Here is a 17,452-nt window from a genome sequence, read left to right as displayed (position 1 = left end):
CTGGAGGCGGATTTCGATAGATCCACGAATGGGAGGAAACGGAATGGATCGTCGTTCATTTATCAAGAAGGCGGGCGTCGCCGGCGCGGGCGCCGCGGCAGCAACGACGCTGGCCGCACCCGCAATCGCGCAGTCGATGCCAAAAGTCACCTGGCGCTGCACCTCTTCGTTCCCAAAGGCGCTCGATACGATCTACGGCGCGGCCGAAACGATGGCGAAATTCGTCAATGAGGCCACGGACGGCAATTTCCAGGTTCAGGTCTTCGCGGCCGGCGAGATCGTACCCGGCCTTCAGGCGGCCGACGCGGCCTCGGCCGGCACGGTCGAACTGGCGCATACCGCGTCCTATTATTATTGGGGCAAGGACCCGACCTACGCGCTCGGTACCGCGATTCCGTTCGGCCTCAACTATCGCCAGCAGAACGCCTGGTTCTATTATGGCGACGGCAACACGCTGATGAACGAGTTTTACGCCACCCAGGGGCTGTACGGCATGCCGTGCGGCAATACCGGTGCGCAGATGGGTGGCTGGTTCCGCAAGGAAATCAACACCGTGGCCGATATGCAAGGCCTGAAGATGCGCATCGGCGGCATGGGCGGCAAGATCATCGAGAAGGTCGGTGTCGTTCCGCAGCAGATCGCCGGCGGCGACATCTATCCGGCGCTGGAAAAGGGCACTATCGACGCCACCGAATGGGTCGGACCCTATGACGACGAGAAGCTCGGCTTCAACAAGGTCGCCCAGTACTACTATTATCCGGGCTGGTGGGAAGGCGGGCCGGTTCTGCACACGCTCGCCAATCTGGAAAAGTGGAACGAGTTGCCGAAGCCGTATCAGGCCATCCTGGAAACTGCGTGCCGCGCGGCCAATGCCGACATGATGGCCAATTACGACTACAAGAACCCGGCCGCGCTCAAGCGGCTCGTTCAGGGCGGCGCGCAATTGCGTCCCTTCAGTCAGGAGATTCTCGAGGCCTGCTACAACGCGGCGTTGGAGACCTATGAAGAGATCAACGCCCAGAACGCCACCTTCAAGAAGATCTACGACAACCAGCTGGCGTTCAAGAAGGATGCGTATCTGTGGGCTCAGCTCACCGAATACAATTTCGACACCTTCATGATGATCCAGCAGCGCGCCGGCAAGCTCTAACGCGCGAGCCGATACCGGTCCAGGACACGAAACCCCGGGGCAGCGGCCCCGGGGTTTTTCTTATGGCGATGGGCGCGGACATTGCGGCCGCATGAACAGAACCGACTGTCCGCCTATTCGATCTTCGGCGGTTGGCTGAGATCTGTCGCCGGGCCCGGCTTCGGCGGCGTGTCCTCGGGCTGCAGGTTGAGCGGCGGCAGGCCAAACGGCGCCGGTTGTTCGCCGCCGCTGCTGTTGTCGGGCATACCAAGCGGCGGCAAGCCGAACGGAGCGGGCTGGTCGCCGTCGCCGCCATCGGCCGGAGGCGGGCCGAGCGGAGGCAGCTTGATTTCGACGTCGCCGCCGCCGACGCCCGGCGCCGACTTGTAGTGCGTGACGAGTTGCGGGAACGAGATCACGATCAGGATCATGATGAACTGGATTACGATATAGGGCAGGGCGCCCTTGTAGATCTCGAAGGTCTTGATTCCAGGCAGGACCCGGCCCGACACGGTGTCGGTCCAGTCGCGCATCGGTGCGATCGAGCGCAGGTAGAACAGCGAGAAGCCGAAGGGCGGCGTTAGGAACGAGGTCTGCAGGTTGATGCCCAGGATGACGCCGAACCAGATCAGGTCGATCCCGAGGGCTTCGGCCGCCGGCGCCAGCAGCGGCACGGCAATGAAGGCGATCTCGAAGAAATCGAGAAAGCAGCCCAGGATGAAAATGATGATGGTAACGAAGATGAGGAAGCCGTATTCGCCGCCGGGCAGGGACAACAGCAGTTCCTCGATCCAGATATTGCCGTTGATGCCGTAGAAGGTCAGGCCGAACACGCGCGCGCCGATCAGGATGAACATCACGAAGGCGGCGAGCTTGGTGGTCGAATCGAGTGCCTGCTTGAGGACGGTGAGGTTGAGCCGCCCTTTCGCCAGCGCCAGGATCAGCGCCCCGGTCGCCCCCATCGCGCCGCCCTCCGTGGGTGTGGCGATGCCGAGGAAGATCGTACCCAGAACGAGGAAGATCAGCGCCAGCGGCGGGATCAGCACGATCACCACCTGTTCGGCAAGGCGCGACAAGATGCCGAGCTTGAACTGCCGGTTGATCAGGCTGAACAGATAGGCGGCAAGCGTTGCCACGGTCGCCGCCCAGACCAGGCGGACCTCGTAGCGCATGTCGGCGAAAACGGTGTTGTAGGTGATCATGTAGATCGCCACCGCTGCCGCCAGGATCGCCACCAGCGAGGTCACGCCGCCGCCCAGCGTGCGCGCTTCCGGTGGCAGGGCCGGCACCCATTCCGGCCGGAACAGGCTGAGAATCAGCACGTAGAGACAGTAGAACGCGACGATGATTAGCGCCGGCAGCAGGGCGCCGACATACATGTCGCCCACCGAGCGGCCGAGCTGGTCGGCCATGACGATCAACACCAGCGAGGGCGGCACGATCTGTGCCAGCGTGCCCGAGGCGGCGATCGTCCCGGTCGCCACGCTTCTGTTGTAGCCGTAGCGCATCATGATCGGCAGCGAGATCAGCCCCATCGCGATCACCGAGGCCGCGACCACGCCGGTCGTGGCGGCCAAAAGCGCGCCGACGAGCACGGCCGCGAAGGCGAGGCCGCCGCGCACCGGGCCGAACAACTGGCCGATCGTCTCCAACAGATCTTCGGCCATGCGCGAGCGTTCCAGGATCAGCCCCATAAAGGTGAAGAACGGCACCGCCAGCAGCGTGTCGTTGTACATGATGCCGTAGACCCGTTCGGGATGGGATTGCAGCAGCGGCCAGAACAATCGGATTTCGCTCGAGATGGCCGACATCTCGACGCCGATGGCAAAGAAGAACAGCCCGCCGGCGGCGAGCGTGAAAGCGACCGGATAGCCGATCAGCAACATGGCCATCACGCACACGAACATGATGGGCGCGAGATTATGGGCGACGAAGTCAATCACGGGCCTTCGTCTCCATCTCGATCGCGGCCTCGGCGGCAGGCGGCATGTCATGCGAGGGGGTGGGGTCGTCGATGTCACCGCGGAGGACGGCGATACGCTTGACGATCTCCGAGAGCGCCTGCGCCGTCAGGAGAATGAAGCCGGCCAGCACCATCATCTTCGCCGGCCAGATCACCAGGCCGCCGGCATTGGCCGAAATCTCGCCGCTGCGATAGGACAACCAGAACCAGGGCCAGCACAACCACACCATCAGCACCACGAAGGGCAGCAGGAAGGTGATGTGGCAGATCAGGTCGACCCAGTCGCGGGTGCGCTTGGACAGGCGATTGGACAGGATGTCGATGCGCACGTGTTCGTTGCGCTGCAGTGTATAGGCGGCGGCGAGCATGAACACCGTGCCGTAGAGATACCATTGCAGTTCCAGCCAGGCATTCGACGAAATGTCGAACGCCTTGCGGATGCTTGCATTGCCGGCGCTGATCAGGACAGCGACGAGGATGAGCCACGACACCTGGCGGCCGACAAATTCGTTGATCGTGTCGACAAGCCGTGAGAGCGCGAGCAGACCCGCCATGCACTTCCTCCCGTTTTATGCGCCCGCCAGGCGGGCGTTTCCCCGAAGTCGGGCAGCGGCCATTCTTGGCTCTTGTGTCGATTGCCGCCCGGCTGGTCGCCGGAATTTTCCCGGCTGACCCGGCCGTGATTATCAGCTTTGACCGTTCAATCAAAGACGATTGGTGTTCAAACCTACTCCCCAATTCGGCTTAGGGGTTTTATCGCGGGGCGGTCGCGTTGCGGCTTTTCGGCCGGCTTGCGCGCGGATAAGGAAAATACGCCGCCGGCCCGTCTGCGGTTACGATCTTCCATCGGCGCGTTGGTGCCGGTAGCGATGTTGCGCCGTGTCAGGTTTTGCGAAATTTGTTTGACGCGGAGGCTCTGGAATTGAACACTCCTGCGGGAAAGCGATGTTCGCGCGGCAGCGGGCATCGCGGAGGAACCGATGACCCTTCACGACGTTTCGCTCGACGACAAATACGACCTGGCAAAGCGGCGCATCTATGTGTCCGGCGCGCAGGCGATCATCCGCATGCTGCTGATGCAGCGCGAGCGCGACCGGCGCGCCGGCCTGGACACGGCCGGTTTCGTCTCCGGCTATCGCGGCTCGCCGCTCGGCGGGCTCGACCAGCAATTGTGGCGGGCCAAGGCCGAACTCCAGCAGTCCAACATCGTCTTTCAGCCGGGTCTCAACGAGGAACTGGCCGCGACCGCGTGCTGGGGCGCGCAGCAGACCGAACTGCTCGGCGAAGGCAAGCATGACGGCGTGTTTTCGCTCTGGTACGGCAAAGGGCCGGGGGTCGACCGGTCCGGCGACGTGTTCCGGCACGCCAATCTGGCCGGCTCGTCCAGGCACGGCGGCGTGCTGGCCCTGATGGGCGACGACCACACGGCCGAATCCTCCACCAACGCGCACGCGACCGAGTTCCTGTTCGTCGACACGATGATCCCGATCTTCAATCCGGCCGGGGTCCAGGAACTGGTCGATTACGGGCTCCACGGCTTCGCGCTGTCGCGTTTCGCCGGCACATGGTCGGCGATGAAATGCGTGAAAGACAATATCGAATCGACCGGTTCGGTCGATGTCGCGCTCGACCGGCTGAACGTCGTACTGCCCGAGTTCGACATGCCGCCCGGCGGGCTCAATATCCGCCACGAACTCGACCAGATGGGGCAGGAAGCCCGGTTGCACGAATACAAGCGGGCTGCGGCGGCGGCCTTCATCCGCGTCAACAATCTCAACAAGATCGTCTATTCGGGGGGACGCACACCCAAGATCGGCATCATCACCGTCGGCAAGAGCTATCTCGACGTGCGTCAGGCGCTGGAGGATATCGGCATCGACGAGGCCGGGGCGGAGCGCATCGGTCTGCGCCTGTTTAAGGTCGCCTGTCCGTGGCCGCTCGACCTCGAGCACATACGCGATTTCGCGCGTGGCCTGGAGATGATCATCGTCGTGGAGGAAAAGCGGTCGCTGATCGAGGTTCAGGTGCGCGAGGACCTCTACGGAACCGCCATGCAGCCGGTGGTCGTCGGCAAGAAGGACGAGCGCGGCGATTGGCTGTTTCCTGCCAAGGGGGCGCTCGATCCCAACGACATCGCCATCGCCATCGGCGAGCGGATCCTCAAGGTGATCGGGCCCTCGGAGGAGATCGCGGCCCGGGTCAACCGTCTCAAACAGTTCCAGGCCATGCTGGCCGAGAGCACAGACGTGGCCAGCCGCACGCCCTATTTCTGTTCCGGTTGCCCGCACAACTCCTCCACCAAGGTGCCCGACGGCTCGATCGCCGGCGCGGGCATCGGCTGCCATTTCATGGCGCTTTGGATGGACCGCAACACGGTCGGCTTCACCGCGATGGGCGGGGAGGGCGCGCAATGGGTCGGCCAGGCGCCGTTTTCCAAGCGCGCGCACATCTTCCAGAATCTCGGCGACGGCACTTACAATCACTCCGGATCGCTGGCGGTGCGCTTCGCGATCGCTTCGGGCGCCAACATTACCTACAAGATTCTGTACAACGACGCCGTTGCCATGACCGGCGGGCAGCCGCACGAGGGCGCGCTGAGTGTGGAGATGATCGCCAACCAGATGCGCGCCGAAGGGGTGGCGCGCATCGCAATCGTCACCGACGAACCCGACAAATATGCAGGCGCGGCACGCTTTCCCAGCGGAGCGACGATCCATCATCGCGACGATCTCGACCCAGTGCAGCGCGAATTGCGCGAGGTCAAGGGCGTGTCGGTGCTGCTTTACGACCAGACCTGCGCGGCGGAAAAACGGCGGCGGCGCAAGCGTGGCACCTATCCCGATCCCGACAAGCGCGTCATCATCAATGAACTCGTGTGCGAGGGCTGCGGCGATTGCGGCGTCCAGTCCAACTGCGTGTCAATCCAGCCGGTGGAGACAGAATACGGGCGCAAACGGCGCATCGACCAGTCGAGCTGCAACAAGGATTTTTCCTGCGTCAACGGTTTTTGCCCGTCCTTCGTCACGGTGCACGGGGCGAAAATCCGCAAATCGCGGGGCATTGCCGGTTCGGTCGATCCGCTGGAGGGCGTGCCCGCACCCGCGTTGTCGTCGCTTTCCGGCGGCTGGTCGGGGATCATCGACGGCATCGGTGGTACCGGCGTCGTGACTGTCGGGGCGGTTCTCGGCATGGCCGCGCATCTGGAAGGGCGCGGCTGCGGCCTGATCGACATGGCTGGTCTGGCCCAGAAGGGCGGGGCGGTGTTTACCCATGTGCGCATCGCCGAGACGCCCGAGGCGGTCCACGCCATCCGGGTCTCGGCCGGCAAGGCAAACATGGTGCTGGGCTGCGACCTGGTCGTCTCGGGCTCCAAGAAGGTGCTGTCGGCCGTGCGCGAGAACGAGACCGTGTTCATCGCCAACACGGCCGAGATCATGCCAGGCGACTTCGCCCGCTCGCCGGGATTTTCGCTGCCGGCCGAGAGGCTGAAAAAGGCGATCCGGGCGGCCGCGGGCGCAGACAAGGCTCATTTCTTCGACGCCACGCGTGCGGCCGCGGCCCTGTTCGGCAATTCGCTCGGCGCCAATATGTTCATGCTCGGCATGGCCTATCAGCATGGCGGACTGCCGGTCTCGGCCGAGGCGATCGAACAAGCGATCGCGCTCAACGGCCAGGCGGTGGCCATGAATGTCGATGCGTTCCGCTGGGGGCGACGGGCCGCGCACGAGCCGGCATTCGTGCGCGAGCTGATCGGGCGGGCCGGCGCCGCCGCGAGTGCCGAAAAACCGGCCGACACGCTGGACGAGATCGTTTCGCGCCGCGCCGCGTTTCTTGCCGCCTACCAGGACCGGGCCTATGGCGAGCGTTACTGCAGGCGGGTCGCGGCTGTGCAGGCGAAGGAGGCCGAAACAGTTCCCGGCTCGAGCGTTGTCACGGAGGCGGTGGCGCGCAACCTGTTCAAGCTGATGGCGGTCAAGGACGAATACGAGGTCGCCCGGCTTTATACGGACGGGTCGTTCGCCAGGCAGCTCTCGGCCGAGTTCGAAAGCTACGACCGGCTCGAATTCCATCTGGCGCCGCCGATCATGGGCAGAAAGGGCGCCGACGGCCGGCCGAAAAAGACCGTTTTCGGACCCTGGATGATGCGTGCGTTTCGCCTGCTCGCCGCCATGAAGGGGCTGCGTGGCACCCGGCTCGACCTGTTCGGCTATTCGCAGGAGCGGCGCATGGAACGTCGTCTCCTGGCCGAGTACGAAGCCGATCTCGACATGGTGCTATCCGGTCTGACGCCCGAGCGCGCCGAGGCCGCGGCCGCCCTTGCCAGCCTGCCGCAGATCGTCAAGGGATATGGCCACGTCAAGGATGCCAATGCGCGCAAGGCGGCGGAGGAAAGGACGCGGCTGCTTGCCCGTTTCAAGGCCGGTGACGCGGCCGCAACGCTGGAAGCGGCGGAATAGCGGTCGCCTCGGCACCCCGGTGAGACAGGTATTGGACCGAGACCGTCGCAGCCGGTGCAACTTTGCAAGGCGCGCGCGGCCACACGCGCGGGAAGCGTTTTATTAACAGGACCGTGCCATAGTCCGGCTTCCTGAGCGGACCACGGCATGGACAGGATCAAGAAGCGCGACATCCCGGTCGATATTTACATCCCGTTCGTGGAAACGCTTTTCCGCGACGGGCTGACGCTGTCGATCGGTCTCGTCGCCCAGACCCTGCTCGTCGTTCTATGCTATTGGAAAACCGGGGATCCGCTCTATCTCCTGGTCGCCGTCGCCATGGTCATGGTCGGCATTCTGCGGTTGCGCAATATCCGCAAATACAGCAACCGCCCTCCGCCGGCGAGCGCCGCCGAGGCCAAGGCACGCGAGAGAGACTATATCGTGTTCGGGTCCATGCATGGTTTCATGCTGGGCTTTTTCTGCTTTGTGGGCATCTATCTGGCCCATGACAGTTTTGCCGAAATCGCCTCCGTGGCGGTGACACTGGCCTCCGCGACGTCGATCGCCGGACGCAATTACGGGTCGCCGCGCATGGTGATGATCTTCATCATGACCATGACGTGGCCGATCTCGATCGGTTTCATTCTGCGCGGCGACATCTATCACATCATTCTGGGCTGCATGGCCTTTCCCTTCTTCTTCGCCATCCGGCGCTTCGCCGACACGGTGCGCGAAGTGCTGTTTTCGGCGCTTTCGGAAGAGAAGAAGGCAAACCGGCTCGCGCAGCGCTTCAACCGGGCGCTCAACACCATGTCGCATGGGCTGGTGATGCTGGGCCCGGACAGCCGCGTCGTCGTGGCCAATGCCGAGGCCGCACAACTGATGTCGGTTGCCACGCCCGACCATCTCGTCGGACGTTCGCTCAAGGCGCTGTTGATGCGCGGCGCGGCGGGGGGACTGATCTCCTACAAGGATTGCGGTTTCGTCGAAGGCCAGCTCACCCGCGCCCTGCGCGAAGGCCGCACCCGAAAGCTGCTGGTCAGCCTGTCCGACGGACGCTATCTGGAATTCTCGGCGCGCGAGGGGCACGACGAACTCGGGGTGATCACGTTCGAGGACGTGACCCAGCGGGTTCAGGCGGACGAGAAGATCCGTCACATGGCGCGTTACGACACGCTGACCGGACTGCCCAACCGCGCCTATTTCCAGGAGATCGTTGCCGAGCAGATGGCCGGTGGCGACCGCGAACGCAACTGCGCGCTCGCCGTGTTCGACATGGACGATTTCAAGACGGTCAACGACACGCTCGGCCATCCCGTCGGCGATGGGCTAATCTACGCGATCGCCGAGAAGCTCGGCTGCTTCGCCGACGAGGACGTCAAGGTCAGTCGGTTCGGGGGCGACGAATTCGTCGTCTATTTCGACCGCGTTCACGACGAACTTCATCTCGGCCAGATTCTCGACGGAATTTTCGAGGGGCTTGCCGACGAGGTCGACGTGGCCGGTCACCTGCTGCGTGTGCAGATGAGCGCGGGCGCGGTGCTGCTGCCGGTCGCGTTCGGCGACGTCGACGGCATGGTGGTGAAGGCCGATCTCGCGCTCTATCGGGCCAAGGAAACCGGCAAGAACGGCTGGCAGCTCTTCGAGACGTCGATGGATGCCGCCTTCCGCGAAAAGCAGATGCTGAAATCGGATTTGCGCAGTGCGGTCGAGGCGAATGCGCTGCGCGTGGTCTACCAGCCGATCGTGGGCATGGATTCCATGCGCATCGAAAGCTGCGAGGCGTTGTGCCGCTGGCAGCATCCCGAACTCGGCGCGGTTTCGCCGGGGGTTTTCATTCCACTGGCCGAAGAAATGGGCATTATCTCCGATATCAGCGTCCAGGTTTTGAAGGCCGCCTGCCGAGAATGTGCCAAATGGCCCGAACCGATCGGCGTCTCGGTCAATCTGTCGGCGCGCGATTTTCGCGATTCCGATATTGTCGCCACCGTCGCCGATGCGCTCGCCGAGAGCGGCCTGGCGCCGGAGCGGCTGGAGATCGAAGTCACCGAAACGGCGATCCTCGACGACAAACTGTCGACGCGCAAATATCTGCAGGAGATCCGCGATCTCGGGGTGCGGATCGCGCTCGACGATTTCGGTACCGGCTATTCCAGCCTGAGCTATCTCCACACCCTGCCGCTCGACAAGGTCAAGATCGACCGCAGTTTCCTCAAGGACGTCACCGAAGACGGGCGTTCGCGCGAACTGTTGAAGGGCGTCGTCCATCTGTCGCGACAGGTCGGGCTCAGGGTCACGATGGAGGGTGTGGAGACCTTCGACCAACTTCGGCTGCTGTCGCAAGAGGTCAAGCCCGATCTCCTGCAGGGGTTCCTGTTCGGCGCGGCGCTGTCGGCCTCCGGCATCGAAACCATGTCCAACACGGTGTGGCCGTTCGCCGAGGATCTGCGCAGCGCCCAGGTCGCGGCGCGATAGGTTCCGGACCGCCCGGCAAGGTGGCCCGGGTCGCATGCCGAAACCTTCTGCAACACGTCCATGACGGCTTTTCCAGCCCTTCGTTCCCGGCACTTGCGTGGGTGACGCCGCGTCATGGTGCGATCGCGCCATAGGCCATCATCGCGTTAACGTTAACGCTAAGTAAACGCCGCCATGAGAAGTTTCAGCTTTACTTGACCGGCGCTTGGTCTACCGTCGAATGTACGAGGTACGGGGAATTGAGTGACATGAACGCGAATCCGGCACTACCGGGCGCTGAGTTGCGTGCGGTGGCTCAGAAAAGTCATTCGGAAATCTCCGCATTCGCCAGGAACGTGCTGGCCGTGCTCGAGCGCACCGAATATCGGCGCGTGGAGGGTGGCGAGGATCTGGAGGACATCTACCGGCTGCGCTACAAATCCTACCGCGCCGCCGACATGGTGCCGGAACTACCCGATCAGGCGGTGCACGATTCCCTCGACGATCTCGACAATTGCTACCGTTTCGGCATCTATATCGACGGCAATCTGGTTTCTACGATCCGCATTCATCATGTGAACAAGAAGCACCCGGTCTCTCCGTCGGTGACGGTTTACGGCGATATTCTTAATCCGCGCATTCGGGCCGGCGACACCTTCATCGATCCGAGCCGCTTTGCCGCCGATCCGGACTGGTCGCAGATCTATCCGCAGATCCCTTATCTGACGCTGCGCATCGCCGGCATGGCGTGTTTCCATTTCAACGCGCCCTACTGCCTGTCGACCATTCAGGAAGACCATACCGGCTTCTACCGGCGCATCTATATGTCGGAACAGATCGGCGGGCTGCGCGACTATCCGGGCCTCAATTACCCGGTGGTGCTGTTCCAGGCCAACGTGCATGCCATAGAGGAGCGGTCCTTCGCCCGGTTTCCGTTCTTCAAATCGACCCGCATGGAGCAGAGACTGCTATTCGACCGGCCGGTCACCGGCGCGCGCGCACCGCTGACGGTGCTGCCGACCGCGCGCCGGTCGGAGCGGGCCGCCTGAGCCGTCCCACCCTGCTTGTCTTAGGACGCGCACGCGTTCATAACGGCACCGTCGCACGGTAGTCCGGAAAGACATGGGCACGAAGGAAGACATCGTCGGCACCGCGATCTGGGCCGAAGAACTCACCGCCGAGGAACTTGAGCGCGCGCGCCGCGGCACCATCGAGAAAAGCTACGCCAAGGGCAGCTATATCTGTCATCGGGGCGACAGGCTCGACTATTGGACCGGTGTCGTCGACGGCCTGGCCAAGATTTCGGCCGTGTCGAGCGACGGCAAGGCGATGACGTTTGCCGGGGCGACCTCGGGAAGCTGGTTCGGCGAGGGTTCGGTGCTGAAAGGCGAGCCGCGCCAATACGATCTGGTCGTGCTGCGCGACACCCGTCTGGCGATGATGCACCGCGCGACCTTCATGTGGCTCTACGAAAACAGCCGCGGCTTCAGCCGTTTTCTTGTTCGCCAGCTCAACGAACGCATGGGCCAGTTCATCGCCACGATCGAATATGATCGTATTCTCAGCCCGCGCGCCCGTGTCGCCCGCAACCTGTCCTGGTTCTTCAACCCGGTGCTTTACCCGACGGTCAAGGACGAGATCGAGATTTCCCAGGAGGAGCTCGGCCTGCTTGCAGGCGTGTCGCGGGCCGTCGCCAACCGCGCCCTGCAGGATCTGGAGGAAGAGGGGTTGCTGCGGTGCGAGCACGGCCGCATCCGGGTGGTCAAGCTGGAAAAGCTGAAACGCTACGAACCTTGACCGCCGCGCGTCACCACCCTGGGGCACAGCGGGAGCAAAGGCGGACCGGATTATATATCTCGGAAATCAAAAGCTCGGCACCGATAGCAGACCATCGCCTCCCTTGTCTGTCAATCGTGAAATTGAATCTCTGCCATCCTTCGTGTGATTTTACCTTTAAGGCGCTGACGACGGACCGGATGCGCAAAAAGCCGGCCGGGTTAGCCGAACGGACAAGATGGGTGAACTTGCGCGCTGGGCCAAGCCGCGCGATAAATGTGGACCAACCGCAGAGACAAGGCGGGGTTCGGGAGGATGATGGGAGATGGTTGCTGCGGCCGACGCCGACAGAACTCTTGATACGTTTCCGAAGTATCTGCTGCTGAACGCCGACCGGTACGGCAATCGCCCGGCCATGCGGCACAAGGATTACGGCATCTGGCAAAGCTGGACCTGGGCGCAGCAGCTCGCCGAGGTGCGAGCCTTCGCCCTCGGTCTGGAAACATTGGGGATCGCGCGCGGCGACAAGGTCGCCGTGGTCGGGGCGAACCGGCCGCGGCTCTACTGGTCGTTCGCTTCCATCCAGTCGCTTGGCGGGGTGCCGGTGCCGGTCTATGCCGATTCGGTCGCTGACGAGATGGCTTACGTGCTCGACCATGCGGAGGTGAAGTTCGCCGTCGCGCAGGACCAGGAACAGGTCGACAAGCTGCTTTCGGTTTCCGACAGCGTGCCGAGTTTGAAGCACATCGTCTACGACGAGCCGCGCGGCCTGCGCGACTACGATCATACCTACCTGCATTCCTATGCCGATCTGCGTGACGCCGGGCTTGCCGCGGTCTCGGCCTCGTCCGATGCCTTGCCACGCTGGGAGACGTCGCTGAAGGCCGGTACGGGCGACGATCTCGGCATCATCCTCTATACGTCCGGCACCACCGGCCGCCCGAAGGGGGTGATGCTGTCCAACGACAATCTGGTGAAGTCCGCCCTGCACGGCAACGCCTTCGACAATCTCGGCGTCGACGAGACGACGATCGCCTATCTGCCGCTGGCCTGGGTCGGCGATCACGTGTTCTCCTATTCGCAGTCCTACACGGCCGGCTATTGCGTGAGCTGTCCGGAAAGTCCTGAAACGGTGACGGAGGACCGTCGGGAGATCGCTCCGACCTATTTCTTCGCGCCGCCGCGGGTGTTCGAGGGCCTGCTGACGGCAATCATGGTGCGCATGGAGGATGCGGGACCGCTGAAGAAGCGCATGTTCGATTATTTCATCGCCCATGCGCGCAGGGTCGGCGAGCCGATCCTCAACGGCGAAAGCGTCGGGGTGTGGGACCGGGTGAAATACCGGCTCGGCGATCTGATGGTCTACGGGCCGCTCAAGAACCGGATGGGCCTGTCGCGCATGCGGGTCGGCTACACGGCGGGCGAGGCGATCGGGCCGGAACTGTTCCGTTTCTACCGCGCCCTCGGACTGAACCTGAAGCAGCTTTACGGTCAGACGGAGGCCTGCGTCTACATCACCGCGCAGCCCGACGGCAAGATCAGGGCCGATACGGTCGGTCTGCCGTCGCCCGGCGTGGAGGTCAAGATCGCCGAAAACGGCGAGGTGCTCTATCGCTCGGACGGCGTCTTCGTCGGTTACTACAAAAATGAGGAGGCGACCCGCGCGACCAAGACCGAGGACGGCTGGGTGCACACCGGCGATGCCGGGCTGTTCGATGCCGAGGGCCATCTCAAGATCATCGACCGGGCCAAGGATGTCGGCAAGCTGCGCTCGGGGGCGCTGTTTGCGCCGAAATACATCGAGAACAAGCTGAAATTTTATCCGGACGTCAAAGAGGTAGTCGCCTTCGGCGACGGGCGCGATTTCTGCGCGGTGTTCATCAATATCGACCTGGAAGCGGTCGGAAGCTGGGCCGAACGCAACAACGTCTCCTACGGCTCCTATCAGGAGCTGGCCGGCCATCCCGACGTCTACAAGAACATGGCCGCCCATGTCGACGCGGTGAACCGTTCGCTGGCCGAAGAGGAACTGATGGCCGCCTCGCAGATCCGCCGCTTTCTGGTCCTGCACAAGGAACTCGACGCCGATGACGGCGAACTGACCCGCACCCAGAAAGTGCGCCGTTCGTTCATCGCCGAGCGCTACGGCGAGCTGATCGAGGCGCTCTACGACGGCACGAGCGAAAAACATGTCGAGACCGAGGTGACGTTCGAGGACGGCCGCAAGGGCAGTCTCAAGGCTCTGGTGCGGATCGCTGATGCGCCCGTCTACGGCCTCGATCCCAAGCCGATGAGGGAGGCGGCCGAATGAACCGGGCTGTCGATCCACGCGAGTTGAAGGTTCACCGCGACGACGGTGTTGCCAAGGGCGACGTGCTGCTCGAGGTCAAGGACGTGTCGCTGCGCTTCGGCGGGGTCAAGGCGATCACCAAGATCTCCTTCGATGTCCGCAAGGGCGAGATCCGCGCCATTATCGGTCCGAACGGCGCCGGCAAGACCTCGATGCTGAACGTCATCAACGGGTTCTACACGCCGCAGGAAGGCACGATCACCTTTCGCGGCGTGGAGCGTCGCGCTATGCGCACCACGGACGCGGCCCGGCAGGGGATCGCGCGCACGTTCCAGAACATCGCTCTGTTCAAGGGCATGACGACGCTCGACAACATCATGACGGGCCGCATCACGCTGCAAAAGAGCAATCTCTTCGCTCAGGCCGTCTGGCGCGGCCCGGCGCTGCGCGAGGAGCTGGAGCACCGCCATCGCGTGGAGGAGATCATCGATTTCCTTGAAATCCAGCACATCCGCAAGGTGCCGGTCGGGCGTCTGCCGTACGGCCTGCAAAAACGGGTCGAACTGGGCCGGGCGCTGGCGGCCGAGCCGGCGCTGCTTCTGCTTGACGAGCCGATGGCGGGCATGAATCTGGAGGAGAAGGAGGACATGAGCCGCTTCATCCTCGACGTCAACAGCCAGTTCGGGACCACGATCGCGTTGATCGAGCACGATATGGGCGTCGTCATGGACATTTCCGACCGCGTGGTCGTTCTCGATTACGGTCGCAAGATCGGCGACGGATCGCCCGAGGAGGTGTCGAAGAACCAGGATGTAATCGACGCCTATCTCGGCGTTCCGCACGAATAACGGCTCCAGGAGAACGCTGTCACATGAGCCCGGGCTTTCTGTATTTCCTCGAAACGGTCCTGAACGGGCTGATGACCGGTGTTATGTACTCGCTGGTCGCGCTCGGCTTCGTGCTGATCTTCAAGGCGTCGGGCATCTTCAATTTCGCGCAGGGCGTGATGGCGCTGTTTGCGGCGCTGACGCTGGTCGGGCTGCAGACCGGACAGGTGCCGTTTTCGCATCTGATCAATGCGATCTTCGGGACCGAATTCCACCACTTCGGCTGGACGCTGCCGGCTTTCGTGGCGGTCGTCGGCACACTCGTGGTCATGGTCGCCTTCGCCTATCTGTTTGAAAAACTGGTGCTCAAGCATCTCGTCAACCAGGAACCGATCATCCTGTTCATGGCCACGATCGGCCTGGCCTATTTCCTCGAAGGGTTCGGCGATCTGATGTGGGGCGCCGACATCAAGGCGCTCGACATCGGCATTCCCTCCGGCGGCTCGTTCTGGCTCGAGGACGTGACCCGGGAATGGGCGGCTGAAGGATCCGATTATTTCGGCATGTATATCGACAAGCTCGACGTGGTGGCGGCGCTGGTGGCGGTGGCGCTGGTGCTGGTGCTGACGCTGTTTTCGCAATACACGGCCACCGGCCGGGCGCTGCGCGCCGTCGCCGACGATCACCAGGCCGCCATGTCGGTCGGTATCTCGCTGCGCAATATCTGGGTGATCGTGTGGTCGATCGCCGGCTTCGTCGCGCTAGTCGCCGGCATCATGTGGGGCGCGAAATCCGGGGTCCAGTTCTCGCTGTCGCTGATTGCGCTCAAGGCGCTGCCGGTGCTCATTCTCGGTGGCTTCACCTCCATTCCCGGCGCGATCGTCGGCGGCCTGATCATCGGGGTCGGCGAAAAACTGGCCGAGCTCTATGTCGGCCCGTTCGTCGGCGGCGCGATCGAAAACTGGTTCGCCTATGTCGTCGCCCTCGTCTTCCTTCTGTTCAGACCGCAGGGCCTGTTCGGCGAAAAGATCATCGAGAGGGTTTGATGACACACAGGAGCAGGCCCGGCGTGTTCGTGATCGATTGTCAGACGGGCGATCTGTCGGAGGCCGCGGCGTTCTGGAGCACGGCGCTCGGCGAACGGGTGATCGTCGACGATGACGGAAAATATGCCCGTGTGGGGGATTATGACCGCTTGCCGCGCCTGCTTTTGCAGGCTGTCGAACACACGCCCCGCATTCACATGGATATCGAAACAGACGACCGCGAGGCCGAGGCCGACAGGCTGGAGGCCGCCGGCGCGCGCCGGATCGAAACGCGCGAACGTTGGATCATCATGCAAGCGCCGAGCGGACATCGCTTCTGTCTGGTCGGGCCGCAGGGCGAGGATTTCGCCGAGGGCACCAAGATCTGGGGGGACGCCTGATGCTCTATCGCGAAGCCGGCGATTTCAAGACCACCTATGTCGCCGACATGCAGACCTTTCCCATTCGCGGCGAACGCATCCTGTTCTGGCTGTTCGTGGCGTTCTGTTTCGCTGTCGTACCGTTCTTCATCACCGGTTATTGGGAAAAGTCTATCCTCGTGCCGTTCCTGGTGTGGTCGATGATCGCGCTCGGGCTCAACATCCTGACCGGCTATTGCGGGCAGGTCTCGCTGGGTACGGGCGGCTTCATGGCTGTCGGCGCCTTCGCCTGCTACAAGCTGACGACCGCGTTTCCCGAACTCAACATCGTGCTGGTCATCATCCTGTCCGGTGCGGTCACGGCCGGGGTGGGCATGTTGTTCGGGCTGCCTTCGCTGCGCATCAAGGGTTTTTACCTGGCCGTCGCCACGCTCGCGGCACAGTTTTTCCTGGTCTGGTGCTTCAACAAGTTCGGCTGGTTCTACAACTACTCCGCCTCGGGCCAGATCAGCATGCCGACGCGTACGCTGTTCGGTGTGGCGGTGACCGGTCCCGACGCGCCGCCATGGGCGACCTATCTGGTCTCGCTGACCTTCGTCTTCGTGTTCGCCTGGGTGGCGCGCAATCTCACGCGCGGCCGGCTCGGACGCAGCTGGATGGCGATGCGCGACATGGACATCGCCGCGCAGATCATGGGCATCTCGCCCTTCAACGCCAAGCTGTCGGCCTTCGCCATCTCCTCCTTCTATGTCGGCATGGGCGGGGCGATGTTCTTTGCCATCTATCTGGGGGCGGCCGAAGTGACCGAGGCGTTCGGCATCGACAAATCCTTCGACGCGCTGTTCATGATCATCATCGGCGGACTCGGCTCGATCCTGGGGTCCTTCCTGGGCGCGGCCTTCATCGTTGTGTTCCCGGTGTTCCTGAAAAACGTGATGGTCGGCGGACTTGGATGGTCGACAGATCTGGCGGCTCATGTCGAGATCATGACCGTCGGTGCGCTGATCATCTTTTTCCTGATCGTCGAGCCGCACGGGCTGGCCCAGATCTGGCGCCTGACAAAAGAAAAGTTGAGGCTTTGGCCATTCCCCTACTAGCGCGATACAATGAAACCAACCGGTCGAACCAGGCCGGGGCCAAGAAAGAAAGTCTCACCATGGGAGGATTTC

Annotated in this window: 12 protein-coding genes; 10 read left to right on the top strand and 2 right to left on the bottom strand. The window is 63.0% G+C overall.

The window, feature by feature from the left end:
* The first annotated feature begins 43 nt into the window (after nt 1-43).
* Nucleotides 44-1,150 carry a TRAP transporter substrate-binding protein gene (locus tag C7T96_RS14525; RefSeq protein WP_106571966.1) on the top strand — a complete coding sequence of 369 codons (1,107 nt, stop codon included), beginning with the start codon at nt 44-46 and terminating at the stop codon, nt 1,148-1,150.
* A 113-nt stretch (nt 1,151-1,263) separates the two neighbouring features.
* Here C7T96_RS14525 and C7T96_RS14520 read toward each other — a convergent pair whose 3' ends face one another.
* Together C7T96_RS14520 and C7T96_RS14515 are read right to left on the bottom strand one after the other, a co-directional pair.
* Nucleotides 1,264-3,072, bottom strand: a complete 1,809-nt coding sequence (locus C7T96_RS14520) for a TRAP transporter large permease subunit (protein WP_106571965.1) — start codon at nt 3,070-3,072, stop codon at nt 1,264-1,266.
* Nucleotides 3,065-3,646 carry a TRAP transporter small permease subunit gene (locus tag C7T96_RS14515; protein ID WP_106571964.1) on the bottom strand — a complete coding sequence of 194 codons (582 nt, stop codon included), beginning with the start codon at nt 3,644-3,646 and terminating at the stop codon, nt 3,065-3,067. Before C7T96_RS14515 ends, C7T96_RS14520 begins: the two co-directional genes overlap by 8 nt.
* Before the next feature lie 426 nt (nt 3,647-4,072).
* Here C7T96_RS14515 and C7T96_RS14510 point away from each other — a divergent pair, with 426 nt between their 5' ends.
* The 9 genes from C7T96_RS14510 to C7T96_RS14470 all read left to right on the top strand — a co-directional run bounded on the left by C7T96_RS14510 (nt 4,073) and on the right by C7T96_RS14470 (nt 17,380).
* Complete coding sequence (locus C7T96_RS14510; RefSeq protein ID WP_106571963.1) at nt 4,073-7,549, top strand: indolepyruvate ferredoxin oxidoreductase family protein; 3,477 nt, start codon at nt 4,073-4,075, stop codon at nt 7,547-7,549.
* 147 nt (nt 7,550-7,696) lie between these two features.
* The gene (locus C7T96_RS14505) at nt 7,697-10,006 is read left to right on the top strand and encodes an EAL domain-containing protein (RefSeq protein WP_106571962.1); all 2,310 of its coding nucleotides are present in this window, start codon (nt 7,697-7,699) and stop codon (nt 10,004-10,006) included.
* 248 nt (nt 10,007-10,254) lie between these two features.
* On the top strand, nt 10,255-11,034 hold the full coding sequence (locus tag C7T96_RS14500; RefSeq protein ID WP_238719883.1) for a hypothetical protein: 780 nt from the start codon (nt 10,255-10,257) through the stop codon (nt 11,032-11,034).
* Between the two features lie 73 nt (nt 11,035-11,107).
* The gene (locus C7T96_RS14495; protein WP_106571961.1) at nt 11,108-11,782 is read left to right on the top strand and encodes a Crp/Fnr family transcriptional regulator; all 675 of its coding nucleotides are present in this window, start codon (nt 11,108-11,110) and stop codon (nt 11,780-11,782) included.
* A gap of 304 nt (nt 11,783-12,086) precedes the next feature.
* Nucleotides 12,087-14,072 (top strand): AMP-binding protein, encoded by a 1,986-nt coding sequence (locus C7T96_RS14490; RefSeq protein ID WP_106571960.1) that lies wholly within the window; start codon nt 12,087-12,089, stop codon nt 14,070-14,072.
* A complete protein-coding gene (locus tag C7T96_RS14485) occupies nt 14,069-14,899 on the top strand; it encodes an ABC transporter ATP-binding protein (RefSeq protein ID WP_106571959.1) in 831 nt (276 codons plus the stop codon). The genes C7T96_RS14490 and C7T96_RS14485 overlap by 4 nt, the downstream gene beginning before the upstream one ends.
* 23 nt (nt 14,900-14,922) lie before the next feature.
* Entirely contained in the window at nt 14,923-15,924 is a 1,002-nt protein-coding gene (locus C7T96_RS14480) for a branched-chain amino acid ABC transporter permease (RefSeq protein ID WP_106571958.1), read from the top strand.
* Nucleotides 15,924-16,304, top strand: a complete 381-nt coding sequence (locus C7T96_RS14475) for a VOC family protein (RefSeq protein ID WP_106571957.1) — start codon at nt 15,924-15,926, stop codon at nt 16,302-16,304. The genes C7T96_RS14480 and C7T96_RS14475 overlap by 1 nt, the downstream gene beginning before the upstream one ends.
* Entirely contained in the window at nt 16,304-17,380 is a 1,077-nt protein-coding gene (locus tag C7T96_RS14470; RefSeq protein ID WP_106571956.1) for a branched-chain amino acid ABC transporter permease, read from the top strand. Before C7T96_RS14475 ends, C7T96_RS14470 begins: the two co-directional genes overlap by 1 nt.
* The last annotated feature ends 72 nt before the right edge of the window (nt 17,381-17,452 follow it).

The organism is Nitratireductor sp. StC3 (genome assembly GCF_003015025.1).
GTDB lineage: Bacteria > Pseudomonadota > Alphaproteobacteria > Rhizobiales > Rhizobiaceae > Mangrovimarina > Mangrovimarina alexandrii.
This window is presented reverse-complemented; position numbering and strand designations above follow the sequence as displayed.